General features: G+C 63.3%; 25 protein-coding genes. 15 read left to right on the forward strand and 10 right to left on the reverse strand.

All coding sequences use genetic code 11. The features are described from left to right. Position 1 precedes the first annotated feature (1 nt). A complete protein-coding gene (locus ACPWR9_RS23180) occupies positions 2-463 on the reverse strand; it encodes a GNAT family N-acetyltransferase (RefSeq protein ID WP_426301120.1) in 462 nt (153 codons plus the stop codon). Further along, the gene (locus tag ACPWR9_RS23185; RefSeq protein WP_426301122.1) at positions 460-1,152 is read right to left on the reverse strand and encodes a GntR family transcriptional regulator; all 693 of its coding nucleotides are present in this window, start codon (positions 1,150-1,152) and stop codon (positions 460-462) included. Before ACPWR9_RS23185 ends, ACPWR9_RS23180 begins: the two co-directional genes overlap by 4 nt. Positions 1,153-1,214: 62 nt before the next feature. Here ACPWR9_RS23185 and ACPWR9_RS23190 point away from each other — a divergent pair, with 62 nt between their 5' ends. The 3 genes from ACPWR9_RS23190 to ACPWR9_RS23200 all read left to right on the forward strand — a co-directional run bounded on the left by ACPWR9_RS23190 (position 1,215) and on the right by ACPWR9_RS23200 (position 5,428). Continuing rightward, positions 1,215-2,651, forward strand: coding sequence for an SLC13 family permease (locus ACPWR9_RS23190; protein ID WP_426301124.1), 1,437 nt, complete (start codon positions 1,215-1,217; stop codon positions 2,649-2,651). Positions 2,652-3,003: 352 nt separating this feature from the next. Then, positions 3,004-4,305 carry a glycosyltransferase family 87 protein gene (locus tag ACPWR9_RS23195; protein ID WP_426301126.1) on the forward strand — a complete coding sequence of 434 codons (1,302 nt, stop codon included), beginning with the start codon at positions 3,004-3,006 and terminating at the stop codon, positions 4,303-4,305. Positions 4,306-4,309: 4 nt separating this feature from the next. Continuing rightward, positions 4,310-5,428, forward strand: a complete 1,119-nt coding sequence (locus ACPWR9_RS23200; protein WP_426301128.1) for a glycosyltransferase family 2 protein — start codon at positions 4,310-4,312, stop codon at positions 5,426-5,428. Here the strand turns inward: ACPWR9_RS23200 and ACPWR9_RS23205 are convergent. Further along, positions 5,355-5,804 (reverse strand): GtrA family protein, encoded by a 450-nt coding sequence (locus ACPWR9_RS23205; protein WP_426301130.1) that lies wholly within the window; start codon positions 5,802-5,804, stop codon positions 5,355-5,357. The two genes, ACPWR9_RS23200 and ACPWR9_RS23205, sit on opposite strands and share 74 nt — an antisense overlap. Before the next feature lie 209 nt (positions 5,805-6,013). Here ACPWR9_RS23205 and ACPWR9_RS23210 point away from each other — a divergent pair, with 209 nt between their 5' ends. Further along, positions 6,014-8,470, forward strand: coding sequence for a penicillin acylase family protein (locus ACPWR9_RS23210; RefSeq protein ID WP_426301132.1), 2,457 nt, complete (start codon positions 6,014-6,016; stop codon positions 8,468-8,470). 90 nt (positions 8,471-8,560) lie between these two features. Here ACPWR9_RS23210 and ACPWR9_RS23215 read toward each other — a convergent pair whose 3' ends face one another. From ACPWR9_RS23215 to ACPWR9_RS23225, 3 genes are all read right to left on the reverse strand, one after another. Beyond that, complete coding sequence (locus ACPWR9_RS23215) at positions 8,561-10,060, reverse strand: MDR family MFS transporter (protein ID WP_426301134.1); 1,500 nt, start codon at positions 10,058-10,060, stop codon at positions 8,561-8,563. A 342-nt stretch (positions 10,061-10,402) separates the two neighbouring features. After that, on the reverse strand, positions 10,403-10,642 hold the full coding sequence (locus ACPWR9_RS23220; protein ID WP_426301136.1) for a GlsB/YeaQ/YmgE family stress response membrane protein: 240 nt from the start codon (positions 10,640-10,642) through the stop codon (positions 10,403-10,405). Positions 10,643-10,664: 22 nt separating this feature from the next. After that, positions 10,665-10,922 (reverse strand): GlsB/YeaQ/YmgE family stress response membrane protein, encoded by a 258-nt coding sequence (locus tag ACPWR9_RS23225; RefSeq protein WP_150682234.1) that lies wholly within the window; start codon positions 10,920-10,922, stop codon positions 10,665-10,667. 282 nt (positions 10,923-11,204) lie between these two features. On the opposite strand from ACPWR9_RS23225, the gene hemA reads away from it, so the two are divergent. From hemA to ACPWR9_RS23250, 5 genes are all read left to right on the forward strand, one after another. Beyond that, complete coding sequence (hemA, locus tag ACPWR9_RS23230) at positions 11,205-12,485, forward strand: glutamyl-tRNA reductase (protein WP_426301138.1); 1,281 nt, start codon at positions 11,205-11,207, stop codon at positions 12,483-12,485. Beyond that, positions 12,486-13,568, forward strand: a complete 1,083-nt coding sequence (gene prfA, locus ACPWR9_RS23235) for a peptide chain release factor 1 (protein WP_426301140.1) — start codon at positions 12,486-12,488, stop codon at positions 13,566-13,568. Next, positions 13,568-14,470, forward strand: a complete 903-nt coding sequence (gene prmC / locus ACPWR9_RS23240; protein WP_426301142.1) for a peptide chain release factor N(5)-glutamine methyltransferase — start codon at positions 13,568-13,570, stop codon at positions 14,468-14,470. The genes prfA and prmC overlap by 1 nt, the downstream gene beginning before the upstream one ends. Positions 14,471-14,566: 96 nt before the next feature. Further along, positions 14,567-14,881 (forward strand): Grx4 family monothiol glutaredoxin, encoded by a 315-nt coding sequence (gene grxD / locus ACPWR9_RS23245; protein WP_150682238.1) that lies wholly within the window; start codon positions 14,567-14,569, stop codon positions 14,879-14,881. 10 nt (positions 14,882-14,891) lie between these two features. Further along, positions 14,892-15,500, forward strand: a complete 609-nt coding sequence (locus ACPWR9_RS23250) for a UbiX family flavin prenyltransferase (RefSeq protein ID WP_426301144.1) — start codon at positions 14,892-14,894, stop codon at positions 15,498-15,500. A 12-nt stretch (positions 15,501-15,512) separates the two neighbouring features. Here ACPWR9_RS23250 and ACPWR9_RS23255 read toward each other — a convergent pair whose 3' ends face one another. Beyond that, complete coding sequence (locus tag ACPWR9_RS23255; RefSeq protein ID WP_426301146.1) at positions 15,513-16,037, reverse strand: VOC family protein; 525 nt, start codon at positions 16,035-16,037, stop codon at positions 15,513-15,515. A gap of 254 nt (positions 16,038-16,291) precedes the next feature. On the opposite strand from ACPWR9_RS23255, the gene ACPWR9_RS23260 reads away from it, so the two are divergent. From ACPWR9_RS23260 to ACPWR9_RS23285, 6 genes are all read left to right on the forward strand, one after another. Next, positions 16,292-16,585, forward strand: a complete 294-nt coding sequence (locus ACPWR9_RS23260) for a hypothetical protein (protein ID WP_426301148.1) — start codon at positions 16,292-16,294, stop codon at positions 16,583-16,585. A 114-nt stretch (positions 16,586-16,699) separates the two neighbouring features. After that, positions 16,700-17,017, forward strand: a complete 318-nt coding sequence (locus tag ACPWR9_RS23265) for a hypothetical protein (RefSeq protein ID WP_426301150.1) — start codon at positions 16,700-16,702, stop codon at positions 17,015-17,017. 1,053 nt (positions 17,018-18,070) lie between these two features. After that, on the forward strand, positions 18,071-19,768 hold the full coding sequence (locus tag ACPWR9_RS23270; protein WP_426301152.1) for a methyl-accepting chemotaxis protein: 1,698 nt from the start codon (positions 18,071-18,073) through the stop codon (positions 19,766-19,768). Between the two features lie 64 nt (positions 19,769-19,832). After that, positions 19,833-20,675: a CheR family methyltransferase gene (locus ACPWR9_RS23275; RefSeq protein ID WP_426301154.1), complete on the forward strand. Its 843-nt coding sequence runs from the start codon at positions 19,833-19,835 to the stop codon at positions 20,673-20,675. Beyond that, positions 20,659-21,186: a chemotaxis protein CheD gene (locus tag ACPWR9_RS23280; protein ID WP_150682245.1), complete on the forward strand. Its 528-nt coding sequence runs from the start codon at positions 20,659-20,661 to the stop codon at positions 21,184-21,186. The genes ACPWR9_RS23275 and ACPWR9_RS23280 overlap by 17 nt, the downstream gene beginning before the upstream one ends. Beyond that, complete coding sequence (locus ACPWR9_RS23285; protein WP_426301156.1) at positions 21,183-23,024, forward strand: chemotaxis protein CheW; 1,842 nt, start codon at positions 21,183-21,185, stop codon at positions 23,022-23,024. The genes ACPWR9_RS23280 and ACPWR9_RS23285 overlap by 4 nt, the downstream gene beginning before the upstream one ends. 119 nt (positions 23,025-23,143) lie before the next feature. Here the strand turns inward: ACPWR9_RS23285 and ACPWR9_RS23290 are convergent, their stop codons facing one another. From ACPWR9_RS23290 to ACPWR9_RS23300, 3 genes are all read right to left on the reverse strand, one after another. Next, positions 23,144-23,809 (reverse strand): HD domain-containing protein, encoded by a 666-nt coding sequence (locus ACPWR9_RS23290; RefSeq protein WP_426301158.1) that lies wholly within the window; start codon positions 23,807-23,809, stop codon positions 23,144-23,146. 35 nt (positions 23,810-23,844) lie between these two features. Then, entirely contained in the window at positions 23,845-25,026 is a 1,182-nt protein-coding gene (locus tag ACPWR9_RS23295) for a patatin-like phospholipase family protein (RefSeq protein WP_426301160.1), read from the reverse strand. A 79-nt stretch (positions 25,027-25,105) separates the two neighbouring features. Continuing rightward, entirely contained in the window at positions 25,106-25,903 is a 798-nt protein-coding gene (locus ACPWR9_RS23300) for a 3-hydroxybutyrate dehydrogenase (RefSeq protein ID WP_150682249.1), read from the reverse strand. Positions 25,904-25,944: the final 41 nt, after the last annotated feature.

Genomic DNA, 25,944 nt, shown 5'->3' on the forward strand with positions numbered 1-25,944 from the left:
TTTAGACATCGAGAGCGAGCACCATCTCCTCGTAATCCCCCTCCTCTGACGCCCCCACGTCAGTCACGACAAACCCATGCCGCAGATAAAACGCCTTCGCACGCGTGTTATTCACCAGGCATTTCAGTCGATACCGGCGTGACGGCCACCTTGAAAGCGCGCGCAGTAGCGCCGCCCCGACGCCTGCGCTTTGCGACGATTCGCGCACGTAAAGCATGTGGATGAAATCGTCCGCCGGCCGCACGGAGATGAAGCCGAGAATTTCACCATCGACCCGCCTCGCCACCTGAATCGTCTCGCCCGCGGCATGCACTGCGAAATCGTCGTACTGAAACCGCTCTGGCGGCACCCAAGTCATCGTCTGCCGCCGTACGTCCAGATACAGCTGCGCGAGCACGGGGTAGTCGCTCACCGCTGCGGCTTCGATGACGAACCCGGCCCCCCTCGCGCCCAAGTCGCTCACGCGTCCCACCCCTCACGAATGATTTGCGCAATCCGCTCGCCGGTCTCCCGGTTGTGCGCCTGCACCAGTGCCACCGCACCCGCATCGTCACCTGCCGCGCAAAGGCGCAACAACTCGCGATGTTCCTCATGCGAGCGCTGCGCATTTCCCTGCGTACGCCATGACAAGAACAAATACCGGCCCAGATTCAAGCGCGCTGTCGCAACCGCCCGCTGGAAATAAGGCCGCTCCGCCTTCGCGTACAACATCGCGTGGAACGCCGCATTACGCGCGACCACGTCCGCGAGATCCGTCGCCGCCTCCAGCGCATCGAGCGACGCTTCAGCCCGCGCCAAATCTGCGCGCGACAAGTTCGGCATCGCTAGCGCCATCAACCGCCCTTCCAGCAGCGCCCGGAAGTCCGCCAACTCCAGCGCGTCGCGCTCGGTCAACGCGGCCACCACCGTGCCGCGATTCACCCGGCTAAGCGCCAGGCCATCGGCCGCCAACATCGTCAGCGCCTCGCGCACCGGCACATGACTCACGCCCAGCGCTGCCGCGAGATGATCCTGCCGCAACGCCTCACCCGGCTTCAACTCACCACGGCCAATCTGCTCGCGCAACATCTCGTATGCCCGCTCCGTGGCCGTGCCAGCCCCTGATGTCGATCCCACATCCGGCACGGCATTCGATCCCATCTCTTGGCTCATCCGTCGACGTCCTCGGAAAATTATATATAATCTCGCAAAATTATATATTATTTGGAGTCACCATGTCGCAAGCCAGCCCACCGCCTGCCGCGTCCATCGCCTCAGTCGACGCCTTCGCCCCCGGCCGACGCTGGCGTCACGGTGTACTCATTGGCATCAGCGGTGCACTCGGCATCGCGCTCTACGGGGCCGGGTTGCGAGGCGATACGCTCGCCGTGGCCGTCATCGTCACGCTCTGCCTTGGCTACTGGGCCACCGGCTGGCTGCCGGACTTTCTCGTCTCGTTGCTGCTGATGTTTTTGCTGGCCGCAGGCACTTCGCTCGGCCCTGATGTCGTCTTCTCCGGCTTTACGTCGGGCGCGTTCTGGCTGGTGTTCAGCGGTGCCGTCATCGGTATGGCGCTTTCCGTGACCGGACTCGGCGAGCGCGTCGCACGCCAGTTAGCCGCGCACTGCGGACACGCATACGGACTCGCCCTCGCAGGCTTTGTCGCCATCGCCTTCGTGCTGTCGCTCGTCATGCCCTCCACGCTGGGACGCATTGCTATCCTCGTGCCGATCGTGCTGAGTTTCTGCGAACGCGTGGGGTTTGTCGCAGGCCGTCCGGGCCGCACGGGGCTTCTGCTCGCCACAGCGCTCGCCAGTTGCGAATTGTCGACGGCCATCCTGCCCGCCAATCTGCCAAATCTCGTAATGGCCGGTAGCGCCGAAACGGTGTTGGGTATTCGCCTCGGCTACGCCGAATACGCCGTCGCGCTCGTGCCTGCACTGGCCATCGTGCGCGGCGTCCTGCTGGTCATCGTCGCGATGTGGATGTTTCCCGACCGTCTGAGCGCGTCCGGTCTCGCGGCCATCCACGAACGCAGCGACACAGCCCGTGAGATCAGCGCAGCCGAACGCCGCCTGCTCGGCGCATTGACGCTGATGTTAGGACTCTGGTTCACCGAGCCGTGGCACCACATCTCAGCGGGATGGGTAGGGCTGGGCGTGGCGTTGCTGTGTCTCGGCCCCCTGCGGCTGGTAAATCCCGAGGCCTTTCTCAAGCAGGTGAAGCTCGCGCCGCTGTGGTTTGTCGCCGCCATCATCGGGCTGACGGCGGCGGTCGATCACGCAGGTCTGGCCGACGCATTGCGCCCGGTGCTCGCTCGCCTCGATCTCGCACAAATGTCCGCGATTCCCGCCTATCTCGTGCTGGTTGCGCTATCGATTGCGCTGATGTTTGCGGTGACGTCGAATGCCGCCCCGGCGCTGTTCACACCGCTAGTCCCCGCGCTCGCACAGGGGGCGCCGCTCGGCATCAAGGCCGTGCTGTTCACGCAGGCCATCGGCATCTCGACGATTGTGTTGCCGTATCAAGCGCCGCCGCTCATTCTCGCGATGGCGCTCGCAGGCGTCGGACTCCGAGACGCGACCCGTTATTGCGCCGCGACGGCCCTGCTCTCGCTCGTCACCGTGTTGCCAGCGAACGCGCTTTGGTGGCACGTCATGCGCCTGATGTGACGTTTTACGTGGCCATCCGAATCAAAACTTCAAACGCCGGTTTGCCACAGTCACGCGACAGGCGTGATCCTTTCGGAGACCGTCTCGTCTAATATGAGACTAGGGGTTTGCGATATCGCGCGTCTTCGCACGTTGTCTCGATGTTCGAACAAATCCGCAGGCGCCGGGCCATTGGCCGCGAACGCGCGCATTAACGCATAACGCCAACCTACGCGCCATCTCGGGAATGCCCTGCTTGAGCTTGGCGCGCGCGCACCGTGACAATCGGTGCAACAAGCGATAAATCGCAATACCAAAAAGAACATCAGCGCAGTCGAGCATCGCAGTCTTCATGCAGCCAGGGGGGTTTGGCATGACATCGAAGCCGTCCGCAGTGGTTGACGTCGAAACACGTTCGCGCCTGCATTGGAGCGACGACCGCGCTCGCATTCGCTTGTACGCTTTCGCCGGCCTGCTCTGCGTGCTGGGTGCTTTCGGCCTCTGGTGCAAACTCCATTTCTTTACGCAGCCCCCCAAAATCGGCCCCTTCGGCATGGACTTCTTGCCGTTCTGGGGCGCATCGCATCTCGTGTTGGAAGGGCGTCCGCTCGATGCTTACAACATCGAGCTCATGACACGCGTGCAAATGGCCGCGGAGCCTTGGACGGCAAAATTAGGCGGCTATATGCCATGGCTGTACCCGCCCGTCATGATGATGTTTCTTACGCCGGTCGCACTACTGCCCTTTCTCCCGGCTTACCTCGTCTACGCGGGCATCGGCTTCCTTCTGTATTACGCGGCATTGCGACGTACTGCTCCCTGGCAGGATGCTCGCCTGCCGACGCTCGGCTTTTCAGGCGTGCTGGTCGTGATCCTCGCCGGTCAAATCGCCCTCTACACCACAGCCGCCGCCGGTTTTTCTCTCGTATTGCTTCGCAAGCGACCGGTATGGGCTGGCATCGTTGCCGGGTTGCTCTTCGTAAAGCCGCATGTCGCATTGCTCTTCCCGTTGGCGTTTCTCTGCGCCCGGCAATGGCGCGCACTCGCCGCATGCATCGTCACCGTCACCGCCATGGTGCTGCTGCCCGCCGCCGTGTTCGGCATCGATGTGTACGCCGCCTTCTTGCACGCCAACGAATACGCGCGGCAAAGTCTCACCAACGGCACTGCGCAACTCGTCAGAGTGCCTTCATTCTTCGTTGCGGCACGTATGCTCGGTGCGCCGGTCGTCGTGGCGCTGGCCATCCACTGCGCCATCGCACTGTGCGCCGTCGCGGCATTGGTCGATTTCTGGCGACGCCCCACACCCTTCGCGCTGCGCGCCGCCATGCTGATTTGTGCGACCACGCTCATCAGCCCCTACCTCTACGATTACGACCTCGCCCTGCTCGCGCTGGTCATCGCGTGGTACGTGCGTGACGGCGTTGCGCGTGGCTGGCTGCGTGGCGAGCGCGAATGGCTCGTGGTGCTGTGGATTACCCCGCTGTTCGGACTGTTCTTCGTGCTCTTCGTCCACTTTCAGATCATGCCGTTCGTGACACTGGCAACGCTCGGCCTGCTCTGGCGGCGCCGCCGCCGTCTTGCACAGGTTCCCGATCTGCCCGATGCGTTCGATCGGCGCATCGACACGGCGGTTCATCGTGCCCCCGGCACGACCCATGCGTTCACGAGGTGACCCGATGCCACGCGCTGCCGACACCCGCCACACGCCCGACGCCTCCCGCGCGCCACTCGTCTCGCTGGTCGTGCCCTGCCACAACGAGGCCCCGGCACTCGACGCTTTCTACCGCGCCATCGTCCCTGTGCTCGAAAGCGTGCCGCATGTACGCTTCGAAATCGTGTGCGTGAACGACGGCAGTACCGACGACACGCTCGACAAACTACTCGCCCTGCGGCGCCGCGACGCACGCATTCGCGTGGTGGACTTCACCCGCAACTTCGGCAAGGAAGCCGCGCTGAGTGCTGGCATCGACGAAGCCATCGGCGACGCCGTCATCCCTATCGACGCCGATCTGCAAGACCCGCCCGCGCTCATCCCCGTGATGATCGAACGCTGGCGCGACGGTGCCGAAGTCGTGCTCGCCAAGCGCACTAACCGGGCGAGCGACAGCTTCGCCAAGCGCGTGGCCGCAGGCTTGTACTACCGCGTACACAACCGGCTCTCCGAAGTGAAGTTGCCCGAGAACGTCGGTGACTTCCGGCTCATCGACCGGCGTGTGGTTACGGCGCTCAAGCAATTGCCCGAGCGCCGCCGCTTCATGAAGGGCCTGTTCGCCTGGGTAGGTTTTCACACGGAAGTCGTGGAGTACGTGCGCGAGCCGCGCAGCGCGGGGCAGTCGAAGTTCTCGGGCTGGCGGCTGTGGAATTTCGCGTTGGAGGGCATCACCAGCTTCAGCACGGTGCCGCTGCGCTGCTGGACTTATATCGGCGTGTCGCTCGCACTCGCCTCATTGGCCTACGGCAGCTTCATTACCCTGCGCACGATCATCCACGGCGTGGACGTGCCCGGCTATGCGTCACTGCTCGTGGGGATCTTGTTCCTAGGCGGAATTCAACTCGTGGGAATTGGCGTGATCGGCGAGTACGTCGGGCGCATCTATTACGAGTCGAAAGGCCGTCCGCTCTACCTCGTGCGCCGCCGCTATCAGGCGAGCAGCAAAGTCAGCCATCTGCCCGCACGCTTAGGGGTACGGGGGCCGCGCCACGTGCATGAAAGCCTCACACTCACGCGCCGCGATACGTCCAGAACCGATGCAGCAAAAATGTTGCGGGCGGCACGATCAGCACGACAGCGATGATGCCCAGCCAGTGATTGCCGCCCAGCCGCTCGACGGCACCGGCCGTCATCGTGGTGAGCCACAAACCGAACAGCGACACCACCACGAACCGCACCAGACTCGCGCGCTGCGGCCGCGCGGAAAAACTCCAGAACGTGTTGAGTAGATAGGAACACGGGTTCGCAACGCAAAACGCCGTCGCGTTAGCAAGCGTTGGTCCCACGCCAAATCGGTCGATGAGCGTGATCGCCACGATCACATGCACTGCCGTCGCCAACACCCCCGAAACCCCGAACCGCAATAGCGGCACGAACCACGTGCGCGCATGGGACGACGCACGCCAGCGTTGCAAGCGCGATGTGGGTGAAGTCGACGAATTCGGTCGCGGGTCAGGCATCTGTGGCGTTGTCTGCGGCGATGCAGTGGATGGAGCGGATAGGGCGGTCGAGGGAATCGTGAGTCGGGCGCCGCCGGGGCACTGGAGGCTCATCGAGTATAGGGATTTCTTCCGCCTCGCGGAATATGGGTTGCAACTCCTGAATATCTGAATAGGATTGCTGGGTACTTCGCAAGAACAATACCCCCAAAGAAGACAGGAGGAAGACAATGCAACGCCCCCATGCCACATACGCCATCCACGCCATCGGCGCACTCGCCTGCGCCTTCGCCACGTGGAGCGCGTCTGTGCAGGCCGCCGAGGCCAACGCAACGCCCGCGGCCCCTTCATCCGAAACGCTGACCGTCGCTGGCCTCTCGCAGCCGGCCGACATCCTCATCGATCGCAACGGTGTGCCGCACATCTTCGCGGCCAACGAGCGCGACGGCTTCTTCGTGCAAGGCTTCAACGCCGCGCGCGACCGTCTGTTTCAAATCGACTTGTGGCGACGCCGCGGTCTCGGCCAGCTATCGGAAGTCTTTGGCCGCGCTTACGTGGCGCAAGACGATGCCGCGCGTCGCTTCGTCTATCGCGGCGACATGGCCACCGAGTGGCGACGCTACGGTCCCGATGCCAAACCGGCGGCGGAAGCCTTCGCCGCTGGTGTGAACGCCTATATCGACTGGCTCGCGGCTCACCCCGATCAGATGCCGTACGAATTCCGCACGGTCGGCTACTGGCCCGCCAAGTGGACCGCCGAGGACATCGTGCGCATTCGCAGCCACGGCCTCACCCGAAATCTCAAGAGCGAAGTGGCGCGCGCCAAGGTCGTGTGCAAAGCGTCGCTCGACGCCGACAGCGTGCGCGTGGGCTTGCAACCCGCGTGGAAAACCCAAGTGCCCGCCGGTCTCGATCCGTGCCTGCCCGACGATTTGCTCAAAGTCTTCGATCTGGCCACGCAAGGCGTGAAGATCACCAAGGAGTCGCTGCAACGCGCCGACGCCGACATCATTCAGGTAGCCGAAGCCGGTCCGTACGACGTATCGACCGAGTCGGCCGAAGGCAGCAACAACTGGGTGATTTCGCCGCAAAAATCGGCGACCGGGCGCGCCATCATGGCCAACGACCCGCACCGCGCCTACGCTGCGCCGAGCCTGCGCTACATCGTGCAAGTGAGCACGCCGACGCTCAACCTGATCGGTGCGGGCGAACCGGCGATTCCCGGCGTGGCGATCGGCCATAACGGCACCATCGCCTTCGGCCTCACGATCTTCAACATCGATCAGGAAGATCTGTACGTCTACGAACTGAACCCGGCCAACCCCGATCAATATCGCTATCGCGGCAAGTGGGTGTCGATGCGCACGGCACACGAGACGATCAACGTGCGCGACGGGGCGCCTGTCGAGACCGATCTCAAGTTCACCCGGCACGGCCCGGTGATCTACGTCGACGCCGCCAAGCACCGCGCTTACGCCGTTCGCACCGCGTGGCTCGAACCGGGCATGTCGCCGTACTTCGACGCCATGCGGTACATGCGCGCAAAGAACTACGCGCAGTTCCAGAAAGCGCTCGACACGTGGGGCGCGCCGACAGTGAATCAGGTGTATGCCGACACGGCGGGCAATATCGGCTGGGTGCCGAGCGGCATGGCACCGATTCGACCGAACTGGGATGGCCTGATGCCCGTGCCGGGCGACGGCCGCTACGAGTGGGCAGGCTTCTGGCGGCGTGATCAGTTGCCCTCGGCGTACAACCCGGCGAGCGGCTACTTCACCACGTCCAACGAAATGAACATGCCCGCCGGCTATCCGTACGATCAACGCAAGCTCGGCTTCGAGTGGACCAACGGCTCGCGGCATGCGCGCATCGATGAAGTACTCAAGGCGAAGGACAAGGTCTCCATCGAGGATTCCGAGCGTTTGCAAAACGACATCGTGTCGATTCCGGCGCGGCGTCTGATGGCGTTGCTCGCGCCGCTCTCGAGCGAAGACCCGCAAACGGCTGCCGCCCTCAAGCTGCTCAAGGGCTGGGACGCCGACATGCGCGCCGACTCCGCGCAGGCCGCGCTCGAAGAGGTGTGGTTCAGCCGTCATCTGGGCCGCGCCTATAAAAACGCCGTGCTACCGAAGGCTGCCGCCGACAGCTTCGGCGCGCCCGATCCGGCCCCGATGCTCGACGCGCTCGAACAACCCGCCACCCGTTTCGGCGAAAACGCCAACGCCAAACGCGACGCGGTGCTGCTCACGAGCATTGGCGAGGCGTGGGGCGAGATGGTCAAGCTGCAAGGCAACGACCCCGCCGCATGGCAGTGGGGCAAGCTTCAGACGAACCTGAACGCTCACCCGCTGGCCGATGCGGTCGACCCGGCCATGCGTGCGAAGCTCAACGTGGGTCCGTTGCCCAAGGGCGGCAGTGCGTTCACGCCGAACCAGTCGACGTATCGGGTGAGCGACTTCCGGCAGACCAACGGGCCGTCGTTCCGCATCGTCGTCGACGTGGGCAACTGGGACAACACGCGTGCGATGAACCTGCCGGGTGAGTCGGGTAATCCGGACAGCCCACACTATCGCGATCTCGCGCAGAAGTGGCTCGACGGCGAGTACTTCAAGCTGCCATACACGCGCGCGGCAGTCGAAGCCGAAACGGAAACGCGTCTGCATCTGGTTCCGGAAGCGTCGCGTTGATGTGATTCTGTAGGTGAATGAAGAACGGCCGGTCGGGAGTCATCCCTAACCGGCCGTTTTTCCGTGGTGCTCTAGCGTGCGATCCGTGGATCAGTGACCGCCCGCCACAAACTCAGGCTTGTCGCGCTTCACGCCACGCGTGCGGTCGACCGCATTGGTCGGCACGAGCAACAGCAGAATCACCACGCCCACCGAGATCGCGAGGATCGACAAGAACGTGAGGTGCAGCGAATGTTGCAGCACCGCGCGAATCGCTTGATCGGCTGCCGTCGCCACACCGCGATCTTCCAGCACGTGACGCAACTGGTCGGAGCTCACCGTGCCCAAACCGCTCGAATGCGTCAATCCGTAATTGAGCACCGCGCCAAAGAGCATGGCCCCGAGCGTGCTGCCCAGATTCCGCGAGAAGATATTCGACGCCGTGGCGCTACCGCGCTGCGAGGTGTCGACGAGTTCCTGAATCAGCACCAGCGCACTGACGCTGCCCGTGCCCATGGAGAAGCCCATCAGCAGCGAGCCGAAACCGGCCATCACCGGCGAGCTGTTCGGGCCGAGCAACGCAAACACAATGCCACCCAGCGGCATCAGCAAGCTGCCGAGCACCAGCACACGGCGCAGGCCGAAGCGGGTGAACGTCTTGGCGGCGACGGTTGCACCGACCGGCCAGCCCACCATGATCATCGTGAGCGCCATGCCCGCGACCACTGGCGTCTGCTTGAGCACACCCTGCGCGTACATCGGCAGGAATGTCGTCAGCCCCATGAGCACCATGCCCGAGAGCAGCGTCGCGGCATTGGCGGCAGCAATCGGGCGGCGGCTCCACAACGCGAACGAGATCATCGGGTCTTTCGCGCGGCGCTCCTGCCAGACGAAGAGTATCGATGCGATCGCGCACACCAGTACGCCCGCCCACACATGCGTATCGGTAAAGGCATTGGCGTCGGTCAACGCGATCATCAGCGCCGCCACGGCAATCGTGAAGAACACGGCACCGAGGAAGTCGATGCTCGGCTTCTGGCGCGGCGCCTCTTCATGCAGATAGACGATGAAGCCGACGGCAGCCAGCAAGCCGATGGGGATGTTGATCCAGAAAATCCACGCCCACGACAGGTCGCGGATGATGATGCCGCCGAGCATCGGCCCGAGCACGGCCGAGATGGCCCACACGCTCGCCAGATAGCCCTGCACCTTGCCGCGCTCGCTGATCGGGTAGTAGTCGGCAATGATGGTCAGGCTCACCGGCTGGATACAGGCAGCGCCCACGCCCTGCAACAGGCGGAAGACGATCATCGCGGGCATCGACCACGCGAGGCCGCCGCCAAGCGACGCCAGCAGAAAGATCACGATACCCACGAGCACCACCGGCTTGCGACCGTAGAGATCGGCGAGCTTGCCGAACACCACGGTCATGGCGGTCTGGGTGAGCAGGAAGGCCGAGAAGACCCAGCTATACAGATTCAGGCCGCCGAGCTGGGCGACGATTTGCGGCATGGCGGTGGAAATGATCGTGGCTTCGATGGCGACCATCGAAGTCGCCGCCATGACGGATGCCACGATGAACGGCCGCACGGAATTGCGGGTAGCAGACATTGTTTTTATGAAGTGGGGGCGAGACGCGTTTCGGACGGCGAAAGACGGGGATCGAACGTGGCGGGAGTACCGCACGCGTAGTCAAGACGACTCGGGCCAGTGGATGGCGACAAGCATAGCCGAACGAGGGAAAACGCGTATGACGCCCCGAGGCGCTCGCGTCGAATGGCCGCGAAGCCTTATGCCACGGGGCTTTCGGCTTGGCAAAACCCTAGCGGAAGTTGGGTTTTGGAAGGTTTGACGCGGCCAAAGCCGCGCCCTGAGCGCAGACCGCCCGTTTTTGCCTTCGTTTCACGCCGACGGTGTTGCTTTTGGCGCGAAACGCACGACTATCGATGCGGCCTATCGTCGCACCAGACGCAACAGCGCAAGCAGCACGATCGCGCCAATGGTGGCCGTGATGATGCGCCCGAGCGTGCCGTGCCCGATGGCGATGCCCAGCTTCGCCAGCAGCCATGCGCCGACAAACGCGCCGATCACCCCGACGACGATGTCGCCGATGAGGCCGAAGCTGCCGCCGACCACCAGTCCGGCAAGCCAGCCGGCGACCAGCCCGACCAACAACAGAGTGAGAATGCTCATGATCGCTCCCGGTGCGCGGGCGTCAGGCGGTACCGCGGCTGCGCTTGATGGCGCCGTAAATCACCAGTAGGACGATGGCGCCGATGATCGAGGCAATCCAACCGGCCGATTGGCCTTCGGTGTAGAGGTGGAGGAACTGTCCGACATATTTGGCGAGCAGCGCGCCGGCAATGCCGAGGATGATGGTCATGATGATGCCCATGCTGTCCCGACCGGGATGCAGGGCGCGTGCGATGAGACCGACGATCAGACCGACGACGATGGTGCCGATAATGCCCATGACGTGTCTCCAAGGACGGGAACCCGAACGCAGTATATCGTCAATTTCCGGCCTGTCGAGGACCGTATCGCAGACACAACCGCCGCATTTATTGCTCAATATTTCAGCAAAATGTGCCCCCAATGACACAACGCTATGCCCGGTATAAGTGAACGCTATTTGTCAAAAAGGCGTCACTGCGCGATGATGGCAAGCACCGTCCCGGTGCGTTGGGCGCGGGCTCGCCGGAAACGGGCATCGCGTCGACGCGCTATAATCTGGGGCTATTAGATCCCCCACACCATGCAACTGCTCGCTCTCGGCCTGAACCACCACACGGCGCCCGTCTCGCTGCGCGAACGGGTGGCGTTTCCGTTCGAGCGGATCGAGCCGGCGCTGGCGGGCCTGAAAAGCTTGTGGAACGACCGGTCGAGCGCCCCCGAGGCTGCCATCCTGTCGACGTGCAATCGCACCGAGATCTACTGCGTCACCGATGACGCCGCCGCCCGCGAACGGGCCGTGCACTGGCTCTCGCAGTTCCATAACATTCCGGCCAGCGACCTCGCCCCCCATCTCTACGCCCTGCCCCAGTCCGACGCGGTGCGCCACGCATTCCGTGTCGCGAGCGGTCTGGACTCGATGGTGCTCGGCGAAACGCAGATTCTCGGGCAGTTGAAAGATGCCGTGCGCACCGCTGCCGAAGCCGGCGCGCTGGGCACGTATCTGAACCAGTTGTTCCAGCGCACGTTCGCGGTGGCCAAGGAAGTGCGCGGCCAAACCGAGATCGGTGCGCATTCGGTGTCGATGGCCGCTGCGGCGGTACGTCTGGCCCAACGCATTTTCGAAAGCATCAGCACGCAGAAAGTGCTGTTCATCGGCGCGGGCGAGATGATCGACCTCTGCGCGACGCACTTCGCCGCGCAAAACCCGAAAGCCCTCTACATCGCGAACCGCACCGCCGAGCGCGGTGAGAAACTCGCCGAACGGCTGGGCGGCAACGCCATTCGCCTGTCCGAGCTGCCGCAACGCCTGCACGAGTTCGATATCGTCGTCTCGTGCACGGCTAGTACGCTGCCGCTGATCGGTCTGGGTGCGGTTGAGCGTGCTATCAAGGCACGCAAGCACAAGCCGATGTTCATGGTCGACCTGGCCGTGCCGCGCGACATCGAGCCCGAAGTGGGCCGCCTCACCGACGTGTTCCTGTACACCGTGGACGATCTCGGTGCCGTGGTGCGCGAAGGCAATGCGCTGCGTCAGGCAGCGGTCGCGCAGGCCGAAGCGATCATCGAGACGCGCGTGCAGCACTTCATGCAATGGCTCGACGCGCGCAGCGTCGTGCCGGTCATTCGCGACATTCACGGCACTGCCGAAGCAATGCGCATGGCTGAACTCGAGCGTGCGCAACGCATGCTCGCACGCGGCGACGACCCGGCCGCCGTGCTCGAAGCCCTGTCCCAGTCCCTCACCAAGAAATTCCTGCATGGCCCGACGCACGCGCTGAACACGGCGCGCGGCGAATCGCGCGAGCAAATCATTCACCTCATTCCCGAACTGTTCCGCACCTCGGGATCTTCCGATAAATAGATGAAAGCGAGCATGCAAGCCAAGCTCGACCAGTTGACGCAACGTCTGGTCGAGCTTGATGGCCTATTGAGCCAGGGCGACGTCACGCGCGATCTGGACAACTACCGCAAGCTCACCCGCGAACACGCCGAGCTGGCGCCCGTTGTTGCGCAGTATCAGCAGTACCGCCAGGCGCACAACGATGTGACGGCGGCGCAAGAGATGGCGTCCGACCCGGACATGCGCGAGTTTGCCGAAGCCGAAGCTGCCGACGCCCGCGCACGCATGGACGACATGGAAGGCTCGCTCCAGCGCATGCTGCTCCCGCGCGACCCCAACGACGAGCGCAACATCTATCTGGAAATTCGCGCAGGCACGGGCGGCGACGAGTCGGCCCTCTTTGCGGGCGACTTGCTGCGCATGTACACACGCTACGCCGAACGTCAGCGCTGGCAAGTGGAAATCATGTCCGCCAGCGAGTCGGATCTGGGCGGCTATAAGGAAGTGATCGTGCGCCTGATCGGTCAGGGCGCCTATTCGCGGCTGAAGTTCGAATCGGGCGGCCATCGCGTGCAACGCGTGCCGGCGACCGAGACGCAGGGACGCATTCACACGTCGGCGTGCACCGTGGCCGTGATGCCCGAAGCCGACGACGTGGCCGATGTCGAGATCAACCCGGCCGATATCCGCATCGACACGTTCCGCGCGTCGGGCGCGGGCGGTCAGCACGTGAACAAGACCGACTCGGCCGTGCGCATTACGCACTTGCCGACGGGCATCGTCGTGGAATGTCAGGACGATCGCTCTCAGCATCGCAACAAAGACAAAGCGCTTAAGGTGCTTGCCGCGCGCATCAAGGACGCACAGATGCGGGCGCAGCAGGCCAAGGAAGCGGCCACACGCAAGAGCCTGATTGGCTCGGGCGACCGCTCGGAACGCATTCGCACCTACAACTTCCCGCAAGGGCGGATGACGGATCACCGCATCAACCTCACGCTCTACAAGCTCGAATACATCATGGACGGCGACCTCGACGAGATGGTCAACGCGTTGGTGACCGAGCATCAGGCGGAGTTGCTGGCATCGCTGGGCGAGACCGCCTGATGTCGCAGGAACGGCCGGAAGGCGTATCCGCACCGGCGACGGCGCCTGCTGACGGTGCCGATACCGCTGGGACCACGGTTGCGACCGTAGAGACACTGCTGCGCGAACCCGGCTTGCCGCCGATGGAATCGCGCATTTTGCTGTCTCACGTCCTCGGCTGGTCGCGCACGCAGTTGATTACGCGCGATCGCGAACCGCTCGCCCCCGCTACGGTGGCGGCCTATCGCGAACTGCGCGCCCGGCGTGTCGCAGGCGAACCCATCGCTTATCTCACCGGCACCCGGGAATTCTTCGGACTGACGCTCGCCGTGAGCCCTTCGGTCCTTATCCCCCGGCCGGAAACCGAATTGCTCGTGGAATTGGCACTGGCACGCCTCGAAGGGTGTGCGGCACCGCGCGTGCTCGACCTCGGCACCGGCAGCGGCGCGATTGCGCTGGCCATCGCTCACAGCCGTCCCGACGCCCAACTCACGGCGCTCGACCGCTCGCCGCAGGCATTGGCCGTGGCCACCGCCAACGCGCAGTCGCTCGGACTGGCGTCACGGGTGCGTTTTCTGGAAAGCGACTGGTATGGCGCGCTGGCGGCAGATGTTGCCCCGTTCGACATGATCGTCTCGAACCCGCCCTATATCGTCGCGGGCGACGAACACCTCTCACAGGGTGACCTGCGTTTCGAACCGGCCGATGCCCTGACCGATCATGCCGATGGTCTGGCCGCCTTGCGGGTCATCGTCGCGGGCGCCTCGTCGCGCCTCAAGCCCGGTCGCTGGCTGCTCTGCGAGCACGGCTACCATCAGGCCGCCGACGTGCGCGCACTGTGCGAAGCGGCGGGTTTTCTCGACGTATTCTCCGAGCGCGATCTCGCTGGGATCGAGCGCACCACGGGCGGCCGCCGCGCCTGACCTGGGGCTCGCGAGGGCACGCGCCAACGGGCGCAACGGAAAACCGCTAAAATGGCGGACACGCCGATTTTCCGGCATCCCCACGGGCTTTCCACCATGACTACCCAGCAACGTATTCAGCAAATCGTCACCGACCATCCCGTCGTGCTCTTCATGAAGGGCAATGCGCAATTCCCGATGTGCGGCTTCTCGGGCCGCGCCGTGCAGATCCTGAAGGCCTGCGGCGTGGACAACCTGTTCACGGTCGACGTGCTGCAAGACGAAGAAATCCGTCAGGGCGTGAAGGAATTCGCCAACTGGCCGACCATTCCCCAGCTCTACATCAACGGCGAATTCGTCGGCGGCTCGGACATCATGATGGAGATGTACCAGAGCGGCGAACTCAAGCAGATTCTCGCCGAACTCGCCTGATTTCCCTACGATGACTGTCTCGACGGGCGCCCCGCGCCCTGCACGCATGATCGTCGCCATTACTGGCGCGACGGGTGCCGTCTACGGGGTGCGTCTGCTTGAGCGCCTGCGCGCGCTCGGTAACGTCGAGACCCATCTGCTCGTCTCTAGCGCCGGTTGGCTGACGTTACGTCACGAACTGGGGCTGGAGCGCGCAGACTTGCAGGCACTTGCCGACCAGTACCACAGCGTGCGCGAAGTCGGCGCCAACATTGCCAGCGGCTCGTTTGCCACCACCGGCATGGTCATCGCGCCCTGTTCGATGAAAACGTTGGCGAGCGTCGCCCACGGCCTGTCGGACAACCTGATTGCCCGCGCCGCCGATGTCACCCTCAAGGAACGCCGCCGCCTCGTCATGATGGTGCGCGAAACGCCGTTCAACCTGGCACATCTGCGCAATATGACGGCGGTCACGGAAATGGGCGGCATCGTCTACCCGCCGCTGCCCGCGTTCTACAACCGCCCCGAATCGCTCGACGCCATGGTCGACGACACCGTCGGACGGGTACTCGACCTGTTCGGCCTCGCGCCCCAGGTGTCCACCAGTTGGTCCGGACTCGGCAAGGACGCCGAAGCGTAAACCCTTAAGCCCTCACCTCACGCCGTCGAGCCAGCGTTGCAGCGTGTCGAAAGCCCCTTGCGGCTGACCTGCGGCCGATTCCGGCGTTGCGACACACAATTCCAGCATGACCTCGTTCGGATCGAGCAAATAGAGATGCTCGCCGTCGCCGTGCCGTTCGACGACAAATGGCACGTCGTGCGTGTTCAGCCGCGACTTCCAGCGCTCGAGCGCCTCGCGATCGCGTACCCGCAGCGCCACGTGATGAATCTGCGTCGCGGGGGTATCGGGGTGAGAGACAGGGGCCAGTCCGTCGCAATTGAAGAAGGCCAGCGCTTCGTCGGGGGCGATCTGGTAGCTCACCAGCAGGTACGGCTTGCCCCACAGACGGCTCATCCCGGTCTGCGCGCCCGCGAGCGTGAAGCCCATGATGTCGACGTAGAAACGGTGGGTTTGGGCCGCGTCGTAACTGGGGTACGCGACGTGATCGATGGCGACAGGTGTGACAGGTGCCGACGTACTGACGGCAGTGCTGGGATCGAGAACGGCTTGACTCATCGCGGACTCCCTGACGGACTCCATCGCAGATTTCATCGCACATTTGCCGGACATCGACGTCACAACTTCGCCAACCTCGCCGGCGTGTGCCGCTGGGGCGGCATGCGGAAACTGCGTCTGTAGTGTAGTCGCGTAACCCGCGCCACGACAACCGAGTGTCAGGCGCAGCCGCATCGACTATAGTAAAAGCGCCACACTTTGCGCGCCAAGGCGCGTCCCCTCGTGGTTTGGCACCTTCGCGACCGGAGTTCGATATGGAGACCGCCTTCTCGCCTGTTGTCCTGTATGCCGTGCTGACGCTGGTATTCGTCATGCTGGTGCTTGTCGTGCCTGTGGGCGCCCGCTGGCGTCAGGTGGCATGGCCGGCCTCGATGCCGCCGCTCTCGGCGCACCGCCCGGGCGACTTGCTCAGCGCACCGCGCACGCCCTACTGGCGCTCGCCGACCGACACACGAGATTTGCGCCGCCCGTCGTACTTTGCGACTTCGGAGCGCCGTGGGCGCCGCCCCGCGAGCTTTCTCGCGCCGCGCGATCACGACTGGCGTTAATTCGTCGACGAATATCGCAGGTTTCCTTACGCCTTGTTACATCTGTAGTCCTGTGGTTGCACCGCCGTGGGGCGGTGTTCCTTAGAATCGGACCAGATCAAACAAGGAGAACAGATGCAACGTCACCACTGGATCGCAGCGGCGGGTCTCGCTGCTGCGCTCGTCTCGGGCAGCGCGCTTGCGCGCACCGATGTCTCGGTCAATATCGGCATTCCCGGGCCTGCCATCGTGGCGCCCGCTCCGGTTTATGTCGCTCCCCCCGTGTATGCCGCCCCCGCGCCGATGATGGTCGCGCCGCCGCCGGTGGTCTACGGTCCGCGTCCGCACTACTGGCGCGGCCCGCCGCCGGGTCACTGGCGTCACGATCGCGACTGGGATCGTCGCGGTTGGGACCGCCGAGACCGAGATCGCCACGACGGCCATCGCCACTGATAGCGCCGCCGATAACATCGACGCAACAACAAAAAACCCCGCAGTTCACTTGCGGGGTTTTTTGTTGATGAATATTCATTAAATATTCGCGGGCGATTTTGATGCACCGATTTTCGTTTATTGACCCCTCAATTAAACAAAATTTTACCTTCCGACTTACACCCCAATTGACTCGTCACGCAACAAAAGTTTTGAGCCAATTTCTTACGTAGAATTACTGCGACCCACCCGGATGATTTCATCAGGTAAATCAATAGCGATAGCAGCACGGGTGTCCGTAATAACCCCCGTAATACGGCCGGGCCGGAACCACGACGCATCCGGCGAGCGTGACAGCAAGCAATGCGGCAACGAGCAACTTCATGATCTGACTCCAGATGAAAAGGAACCTGCGGGAGCGCGAGTCCGTTCGATTCCTTTATATCTTTGGCTCGATATGAAGCCCATCACGCGTCTGTAAGCCGTGTAAGCGAAGGTTGCCAAACGGGCAATGTGTCGCACTTTGTTACGTAACGTGTGGCGGTACAACGCCGTAACACGCCAGCAGCCGCTCACACCCGCTCACCCGGAAACCCAATAACGACGCGGGTTTGCGATTTGTGCGACGACTGGCACGAGGTTTGCGTAGTCTTGGATGCCGCACTCTCAATTGCCCCGAAGAGCGCGGCATTGATGTCAGCCTCCTCCCGCGACTGACGTGGGAGGAGGTCTTTTTTCCTACAGGCTACGCAGTCATTTCCTTTGCACCTTCCGCGTGCAAACGGCCCCGTTTTTCCAATTCATCTGAGCGTTTGAAATGTATTGACGCTATAACAGCGTCGACATTGCGGCCGTTTCATTTATCTTTAAATCTTTATTCGGCGCGGCTTTCCGGGTGTTTTTTGCCTTTCGCGGCAAAAACAACATGCGGGTAGCCACTAATCTCAAGTTGACTTTCCAACTGTCGTAATCGCGTCTATAGAGGAGTGCGCGTCAACTCCTGGGCGACGCAAAAAATCCTTTTCGTGACGGCCGCACGACACGCGCCGGGGCAAGCGTATCAGGGAGAAGGTCATGGAAATCGCCACGCCTGAATTCCAAATGGAACAACAGGAACTACAGGCCATCAGCGCCGCACTCAACCGCGTACAGGCGGTCATCGAGTTCGATTTGCAGGGCCGCGTCATGCACGCGAACGACAATTTCTTGCAGACGCTCGGTTATCGGCTCGACGAGATTCAAGGTCAGCACCACCGCATGTTCTGCGAGCCCGACTACGCCGCCTCACAGGCCTATCGCGATTTCTGGGCGAAACTCGGCCGCGGCGAATTCGACGCCGGCGAGTACAAGCGCGTGGCTAAGGGTGGCCGGGACGTGTGGATTCGCGCCTCGTACAACCCGGTGTTCGACGCCAACGGCGTGCCGTACAAGGTGATCAAGTTCGCCACCGACGTCACCGCCGAGCGTGCCCGTCAGGCCGAATTCGAGAGCAAAGTGCGCGCGATGGATCTGGCACAGGCGGTCATCGAGTTCAATCTCGACGGCACCGTCACCCAGGCCAACGACAACTTTCTCAAGACGCTCGGCTATTCGTTCGACGAGATCAAGGGCAAGCATCACCGGATGTTTTGCGAGCCCGATTACGCCGCCTCCGACGTCTATCGCGAATTCTGGGCCAAGCTCAATCGCGGTGAATTCGATTCTGGCCGCTACAAGCGAATCGGACGCGGCGGGCGCGAAGTCTGGATTCAGGCGACGTACAACCCGATCCTCGATATGAACGGCCGCCCCTACAAAGTGGTGAAGTTCGCGACCGACATTACGCAACAAGTCGAACTCGAAGCGAGTGTGAAGCGCCGCGCCGAAGAGGATCAACGGAAAGTGGCCGCCCTGCTGAACACGGTGAACCGCGCGGCCGCAGGCGATCTGACCGGTGAAATTCCCGTGAACGGCACCGACCCCATCGATCAGTTGGCCGAGGGCATCCGCCACATGATGGACGACCTGCGCGGCGTGATCGGCAAGGTGGTGAATTCGGCGGGTGAATTCTCGGGTGCGTCGCGCGACATCGCCGAGCGTGCCAACACCGTGGCCACCGGGGCGCAGGCGCTGGGTGCAACCGTCGAAGAGATGAATGCGTCGATCGAAGAACTGACCGCGTCGATCAACTCCATTGCCGACAACACCAAGGGCGCCGACCAGCTCGCCAAAGCAACGCAGCAGGAAGCCGAGACCGGCGCGCGCGCGATCGCCCGCTCCGTCGAAGCCATGGAGTTGATCAACAAGTCGTCGGAAGACATCAGCGAAATCGTCAAGGTGATCGGCGAAATTGCCGGGCAAACCAACTTGCTGGCATTCAACGCCGCCATCGAAGCCGCACGCGCCGGTGAGCATGGTCTGGGCTTCTCGGTCGTGGCCGACGAAGTGCGCAAGCTGGCCGAGCGCTCGTCGCAGGCCACCAAGGAAATCTCGAAGCTCATCAACGAATCGACCAAACGTGTGGCACAGGGCAGCGAAGTGTCGAAGCTGGCGGGCGATGCGTTCGAGAAGATCGTCGGCGGGGTGTCGCGCACCACGCAGGCCATCTCGGAGATTTCGTGCGCAGCAGAAGAGCAACTGGTGGCAGCGCGCGAAGTGAGCCTGGCGATTCAGCACGTGGCCGAAGAGACCGAGAAGTCGGCAGGCGCGTGCGAGACCATCGCGCAAGCCACGTCCGGGCTCACGCAGGAGGCCGAGGCGCTCGACCAAACGGTGTCGCGCTTCAAGGTCTAAAGCCGCACTGACGTTCCCTTCGATCTGTCACGACTGACGCGTCCGTACTTCCGGAGAGCCCGACATGGAAATCGAAGCCGACGCCGACCCCGGTACTCAGCTCGCACTCTTGCGCGCCGTGCACCGGCACACCGGCATCTCGATGAACGAAAAGAAGTGGACGATGCTGCAAGGCCGGTTGCGCCCGCGCCTGCGCACATTGTCGTTGCGCTGCTATCGCGACTACCTCGCGCTGTTGGAGAACACCCCCGACGAAGTGCGTAATTTCGTGAATCTGGTTACCACCAACGAGACCACGTTCTTTCGCACCCCACGCGTGTGGGATTACTTCTCGCAGCACTTCTTGCCACGCTGGCAGGAAGCGAAGCATGGCCGCCCGTTCCGCATGTGGTCGGCCGCGGCGTCTAGCGGCGAAGAGGCGTATTCGGCAGCGATGATCTGCGAGGAATTCCGCGTGCGGCATCCGGACTTCCAGTATCAGATTCACGCGACCGACATCTCGAGTCAGGTGCTGGCGGTGGCCATGGCAGGCAACTACGGCGGGCGCAGCATCGACGGCCTGAAACAGCAACGTCCGGGCCTGCTCGCCAAGTACTTCCGGCCCAGCGTGGGCGGACACACCGTGGTGCCCGAACTGCGCACCCATATCACGTTCGCGGAGCACAACCTGTATCAGCGCATGGCGCGCCGTGAGGCGTTCGATCTGATCATGTTGCGCAACGTGCTGATCTATTTCGAAGCCCCCGATCAGGAGCGGGTACTGGAAAACGTGCGCCACACGCTCACTCCCGAAGGCGTACTCATCGTGGGCGAGTCGGAATCGCTCTCGCGGCTGTCGACCGGCTACCGGTTCGAACAACCGCTCATTTACCGCAATCAGGGAGCGCCGAATGGGGTCATCGCATGACATTCAGGTGTTGATGGGCGAAGTGCGCATCGGGCGCGGCGAAGATGTGCTGCGCGCGACGCTCGGCTCGTGTGTCGGCATCGCACTGATGTGGCGCTCGCGCGGGCTGTACGGCCTCGCGCACTGCCTGTTGCCCGAAGCCCCGGCACCGACGCTCGCCATCGGCGCGAAGTACGTGACGCAAGCTGTGCCGTCGCTGCTCGCGCTGATGAAAGCGGAAGGCGCGCGCCGCAGCGAAATCGAAGCCGTCATCGCAGGCGGCGGCAACATGATGCCGCACCAGCCACCCGCCCGACATGGCTTGATCGGCGTGGCGAACGCCAAGATGGCACAAGCGCTCATCGCCGAGACCGGCATTCCGATCGTGCACGTGGAAGTGGGCGGCGAAGTGGGACGGCAGATCATCGTCGATTGCGCGCGCCACGCCTTTTTCGTGCGCGTGATCGGCTCGAACGGTGCCACAGAAGTACCGCGCCGTCCGGCGCTCCGACTCGTGGGACGTGGAACATGAACGCACGCACACCCGGTTTTCCATTTCTCCATCGCGACGCACTAGCGGGCACGACCGTGCTGCCGCCGACGATGTCGCCGCTTCAGAACTATGCTGGGCGCAACGCGTACGGCTATAGCGCGGGGACGGTCGTGTCGACGCAGGTGGCAACGACTGCACCGGTCGATCACCCGAGCGCAATGCCGCCCATCGGCGCCAGTGACTTCGATGCTTCGCGCATCGACGTTACGCCAGATGGCGAGATGGCGACGTCGGCGCACGCGGCGCCGCCCGTCACACCGCGTGCCGTCAGCCCCGACGATGTCGAAGTCTTCGGCTCGTTTCATCTGGGCGACGTGGAATTCGCCCTGCCCATCGCCGCCTTGCAAGAAGTGGTGAACTACCCGTCGCGCATCACGCCGGTGCCGCTCTCACCACCATTTCTGCTCGGTCTGTTCAACCTGCGCGGCACGCTGATTCCGATTGTCGACTTGAAGCCGTTGCTAGCGATGGCGTCCGGGCCGGACACGGGTGCCGTCGCCGGACTCGCCCACGTGAGCGAGAAGATCGCTATCGTCGACGTCGACGGCGTGCGTGTGGGGTTGTTGTTCGACACCACTGGCGAGATTCTGCGCGTGCGCGCCTCGCAGCGCACCGGCTTCGAATACGATGCCGGACACACCGCACCGCCCGTTGTCTCGGGCGCGATCAAGCTCGATGGCGGCGACCGCATTCTGCAAATTCTCGCACCGGGCGCGCTCGTGCATATCGAGAACATGCCGCAGTTGCTCGCGCGACAGTCACTGAACGCGCCCCAGCGCCGCCAGCAACGGCAGCGGCTGCAATGCGTGTCGTTCACCGTCGAACATTCGCGTCTCGCGCTGCCGATGAGCGCCATCCGCGAGATCATCCGCATTCCCGAGTTGCAGAATTCCGCGCTGGCGAGCGTGTTCTGCGTCGGCATGCTCAACCTGCGCGGCACCGTCGTGCCGGTGATCGACTTCGCGCACTTTCTCGGCTTGCACGCCTGCCGTCCCGATGCCGACGTGGCGGGCACCGCCGCCGACCCACGCCGCATCCTGATCGTCAAACAGGAAGACGTGCATTTCGGTCTGCTCGTCGACGCGGTGGACAGCATCGTGACGTACTACGCCGACGAACTGCTGGCGATGCCTTCGTTTAGCACGTCGCACGCGCAACTCTTCGCCGGTTGCATCACGCGCGACGATGCCGACGACATCGTGCTACTCAACGCCGACGAACTCTTTACGCATGCGCAGGTGCTCGAACTCACGCGCGGGCACCGCGACTTATATCGTGAAGGCGACGGCGCGGCACTCGGCAAGAGCGGCACCACGGCGCGATTTGGTGCGAACAAGTCGTCGCGCGGCACACGGCACGCCTACGTGTCGTTCCGCTTACAGCACATGCTGGCGGTGCGACTCGATCAGTTGCGCGAGATCATCCACGACTCGCCCGATGTCATCCCCGCACCGGGGGCGCCAGCGTTCGTACGCGGCATGCTCAATCTTCGCCGCGAGTTGGTGACCATCGTCGATCTGCGCGCGCTCTACGGCATGCCCGCGCAAGACGACACGCAAGCGCGCAAGATTCTGGTGATCGAACACGGCAAAGACAAGTTCGGGCTGCTGGTCGACGCCATCGAGAACATCGTGACGCTAGACGAAGCCGATAAGCTGCCCGTGCCTGCGATGCTGCTCGGCCGTGCCACGCACGAGATGCGCAACGATATGCGCGACGCCGTGGAGCTGCCGACAGCGGACGGCGTCGCGCGCACGGCCATGTTGCTGGACTTGCAGCCGCTCAAGATGCGACTGGAGACCGCGCTCGCGTTGTAGACGTGGGGAGACGGAAGGGGTTGAGTTGTGACGCAGGGCCCTGCGGCGTGTCGGGGGGCACGCCGCAGGGGTAGTTCGCGAGACGGTAGGCGCTCGGCGAACTTTCCTGCTTTGTTGCGTCAGTGCAGACCAAGCTCGCGGCGCACCTGCGCAAGAAAACCGCGCATGATCTCGGTACGTTCGCGCCCGATGCGCTGCCCCGTCGGTGTGCTCAATCCGTCGGTCAGATGCAGCAATTTGCGCTCGAAGTGATCGATGGCGTAGGTCGCGTCGTCCAATTCCCGGTGTTGTGCGAACGGATCGGCGGGGTCATACAGACGGCTGCCCAGACGGCCCGCCACATAGAACACGCGGGCAATGCCGAGCGCACCCAGCGCATCGATCCGGTCGGCGTCGCGCAGAATCCGTGCTTCCTCCGTCGTGGGTGTGATGCCCGCCGAGAAGCTGTGGGCCGCGATCGCATGCGCCACGATTTCGATGCGGCCCTCCGGCCATTCCATTCGAGTGAGCAAACCGCGCGCCACGTTCGCGGCGAGCGTCGACGCGTGCGCCCGGTCGGGCGAATTCTTCTCGACATTCACGCAGTCGTGTAGCAGCGTCGCCACGGCCAGCGCTTCGGTGTCGACGCCGGGCGCGTCTGCGGCAATCTCTTTCACGAGGCACCAAACGCGGGCCAGATGCGAGACGTCGTGCGCGCCGTCGTCGGTCGCATGACCGCCGTCGTAATGGCGCAAGACCTCGGCAATCGTCGCCGAGTAAGGAGCAAACAAGTCAGGCAGGGACAAGAGTCAAATCCGTTGAAAATGCGACGCCCGCCGCGTCAGATGACTTCGTGACGGTGGACGTCGTGAGTAATAAATCCGGAGGTGTCGTTGGGCATGGCAAGCCACTCGGGATGCGCGAGCGTGCGGCGCATATCGTCCAGACCGCTCGTCCAGTGATCGAGCATCGTGGACAAGCCGAACTGGTAGTCCTTGTAGTGCCCCTCGTACTCTTTGTTGCGATAGATGAGTTGCACGACGTTGTAGCGTTTGCTGCACGCAATTTCCTGCGCCGCATGACACCACGGGTCACGCGCGCGCACGTCGGCAGGGACGCGCTCAAGCACTTCGCGCAGCACCCGGCGGTAATGCTGCGCGCGTTGCAGGTTATCGGTGACAAAGCGCGTACGGCTCGAATACTGAATGTCTTTCTGACGGTCGGCGACGTCGTTCAGATTGTCGGGGAGCGGCCCGCGCGCGCTCCACAAGTCCACCTGAAAGGCGAGCGTGTCACGACGCGGCGACGTGCCGAGCACTTCGGATAACGGCGTGTTCGACACGAGCCCGCCATCCCAGAAATACTGCCCGTCGATTTCCACGGCGGGAAAGCCCGGCGGCAACGCGCCCGACGCCATGAAATGCTCGGGACGCAGCACTTCGCGCGTGTTGTCGAAATAAACGAAATTGCCCGTGTGCACGTTGACGGCACCGACCGAGACGCGCGTCTCGCGCGAATTGATCCGATCGAAGTCGACGAAGCGCTCGAGCGTGCCGCGCAATGCCGTGGTGTCGTAATAGCTCGCATGCGCGGGGTCACCCATCGCTGTGGGCAACGGCTGTGGCCAGCGCGGCGTGAAGAACCCCTTCTGACCTTCGACCATCGCGCGCCAGGCTTGCCACGCGCTGTAGGCCACGCGTCCGGATTCGGGGCCATTGAGAATGGCGGCCTCGAAAGGGGCTGGCAACGGCGGGAACACCGCTGGCTCGCAGATCGTGCGCCAGAACGCTTCGAGTTGCGCCACGCGCTTCTCGGGCGGATTGCCCGCAATGACCGCCGTGTTCAAGGCCCCGATGGAGATCCCTGCGATCCAGTTCGGTGCGATGCCCGCCTCGTGAAGCCCGGCGTACACCCCGGCCTGATATGCCCCGAGCGCCCCACCGCCCTGCAAGACAAGCGCAACCGTCTCGTACGGCGGTAGATCGATGGCGCGTTTGGGTACCTTGGGCGGGTTGGCCGTCATGACCGTTCTCCTGAAGCTGTCGCGTGATGCAAAACGCCGGTTATCCGCAGGTGCAGATAACCGGCTAAGCGCTTGCTGCTTACTGCATGAACCAGCCGTGGCTCACCACGAACGACTGCCCCGTGAAGGCCGCCGTCGGGAACGTGGCGAGGAAGAGCGCCGTTTGTGCGACGTCGTCTACCGTGGTGAACACGCCGTCGACGGTGCCGCCGAGCATTACCTTCTTGATGACTTCGTCTTCGGAGATGCCCAGCTCCTTCGCTTGCTCGGGAATCTGCTTGTCGACGAGCGGCGTGCGCACGAAGCCAGGGCAGATCACGTGCGAGCGCACGTTGTGCTTCGCGCCTTCCTTGGCGAGCACACGCGCCAAACCCAACAACGCGTGTTTGGCGGCCACGTAGGCCGATTTCAGCGGGGACGCCTCATGCGAGTGCACCGAGCCCATGTAGATCACGATGCCGCCGCGATCGTCCTTGTACATGTGCTTGAGCGCCGCCTTGGTCGTGAGGAACGCGCCGTCGACGTGAATCGCCTGCATCTTCTTCCAGTCGGAGAACGCGTAGTTCTCGATCGGATTGACGATCTGGATGCCCGCATTGGAGATCAGGATATCGATCGAGCCGAAGGCCTGTGCCACTTTGTCGATGCCGCTGTTGACCGCCTCTTCGTTGGTCACGTCCATGGCCACGCCCATCGCACGCCCGCCTGCCGCTTTGATTTCTTCGGCAACCGCGTCGGCACCTTGTTGGTTCAGGTCGGCAATCGCAATTGCGGCGCCCGCCTTGGCCAACGTCAACGCAATTTCCTTACCGATGCCGCTGGCGGCACCCGTGACCACGGCGACTTTTCCGTTCAACTGATTCACTGACTGGCTCATTTGCACACTCCTGATTCGTCAAAAGGGCGGGCTGTGCGACG

Source organism: Pandoraea pneumonica, from assembly GCF_049918595.1.
Classification (GTDB): Bacteria; Pseudomonadota; Gammaproteobacteria; order Burkholderiales; family Burkholderiaceae; genus Pandoraea; species Pandoraea pneumonica_A.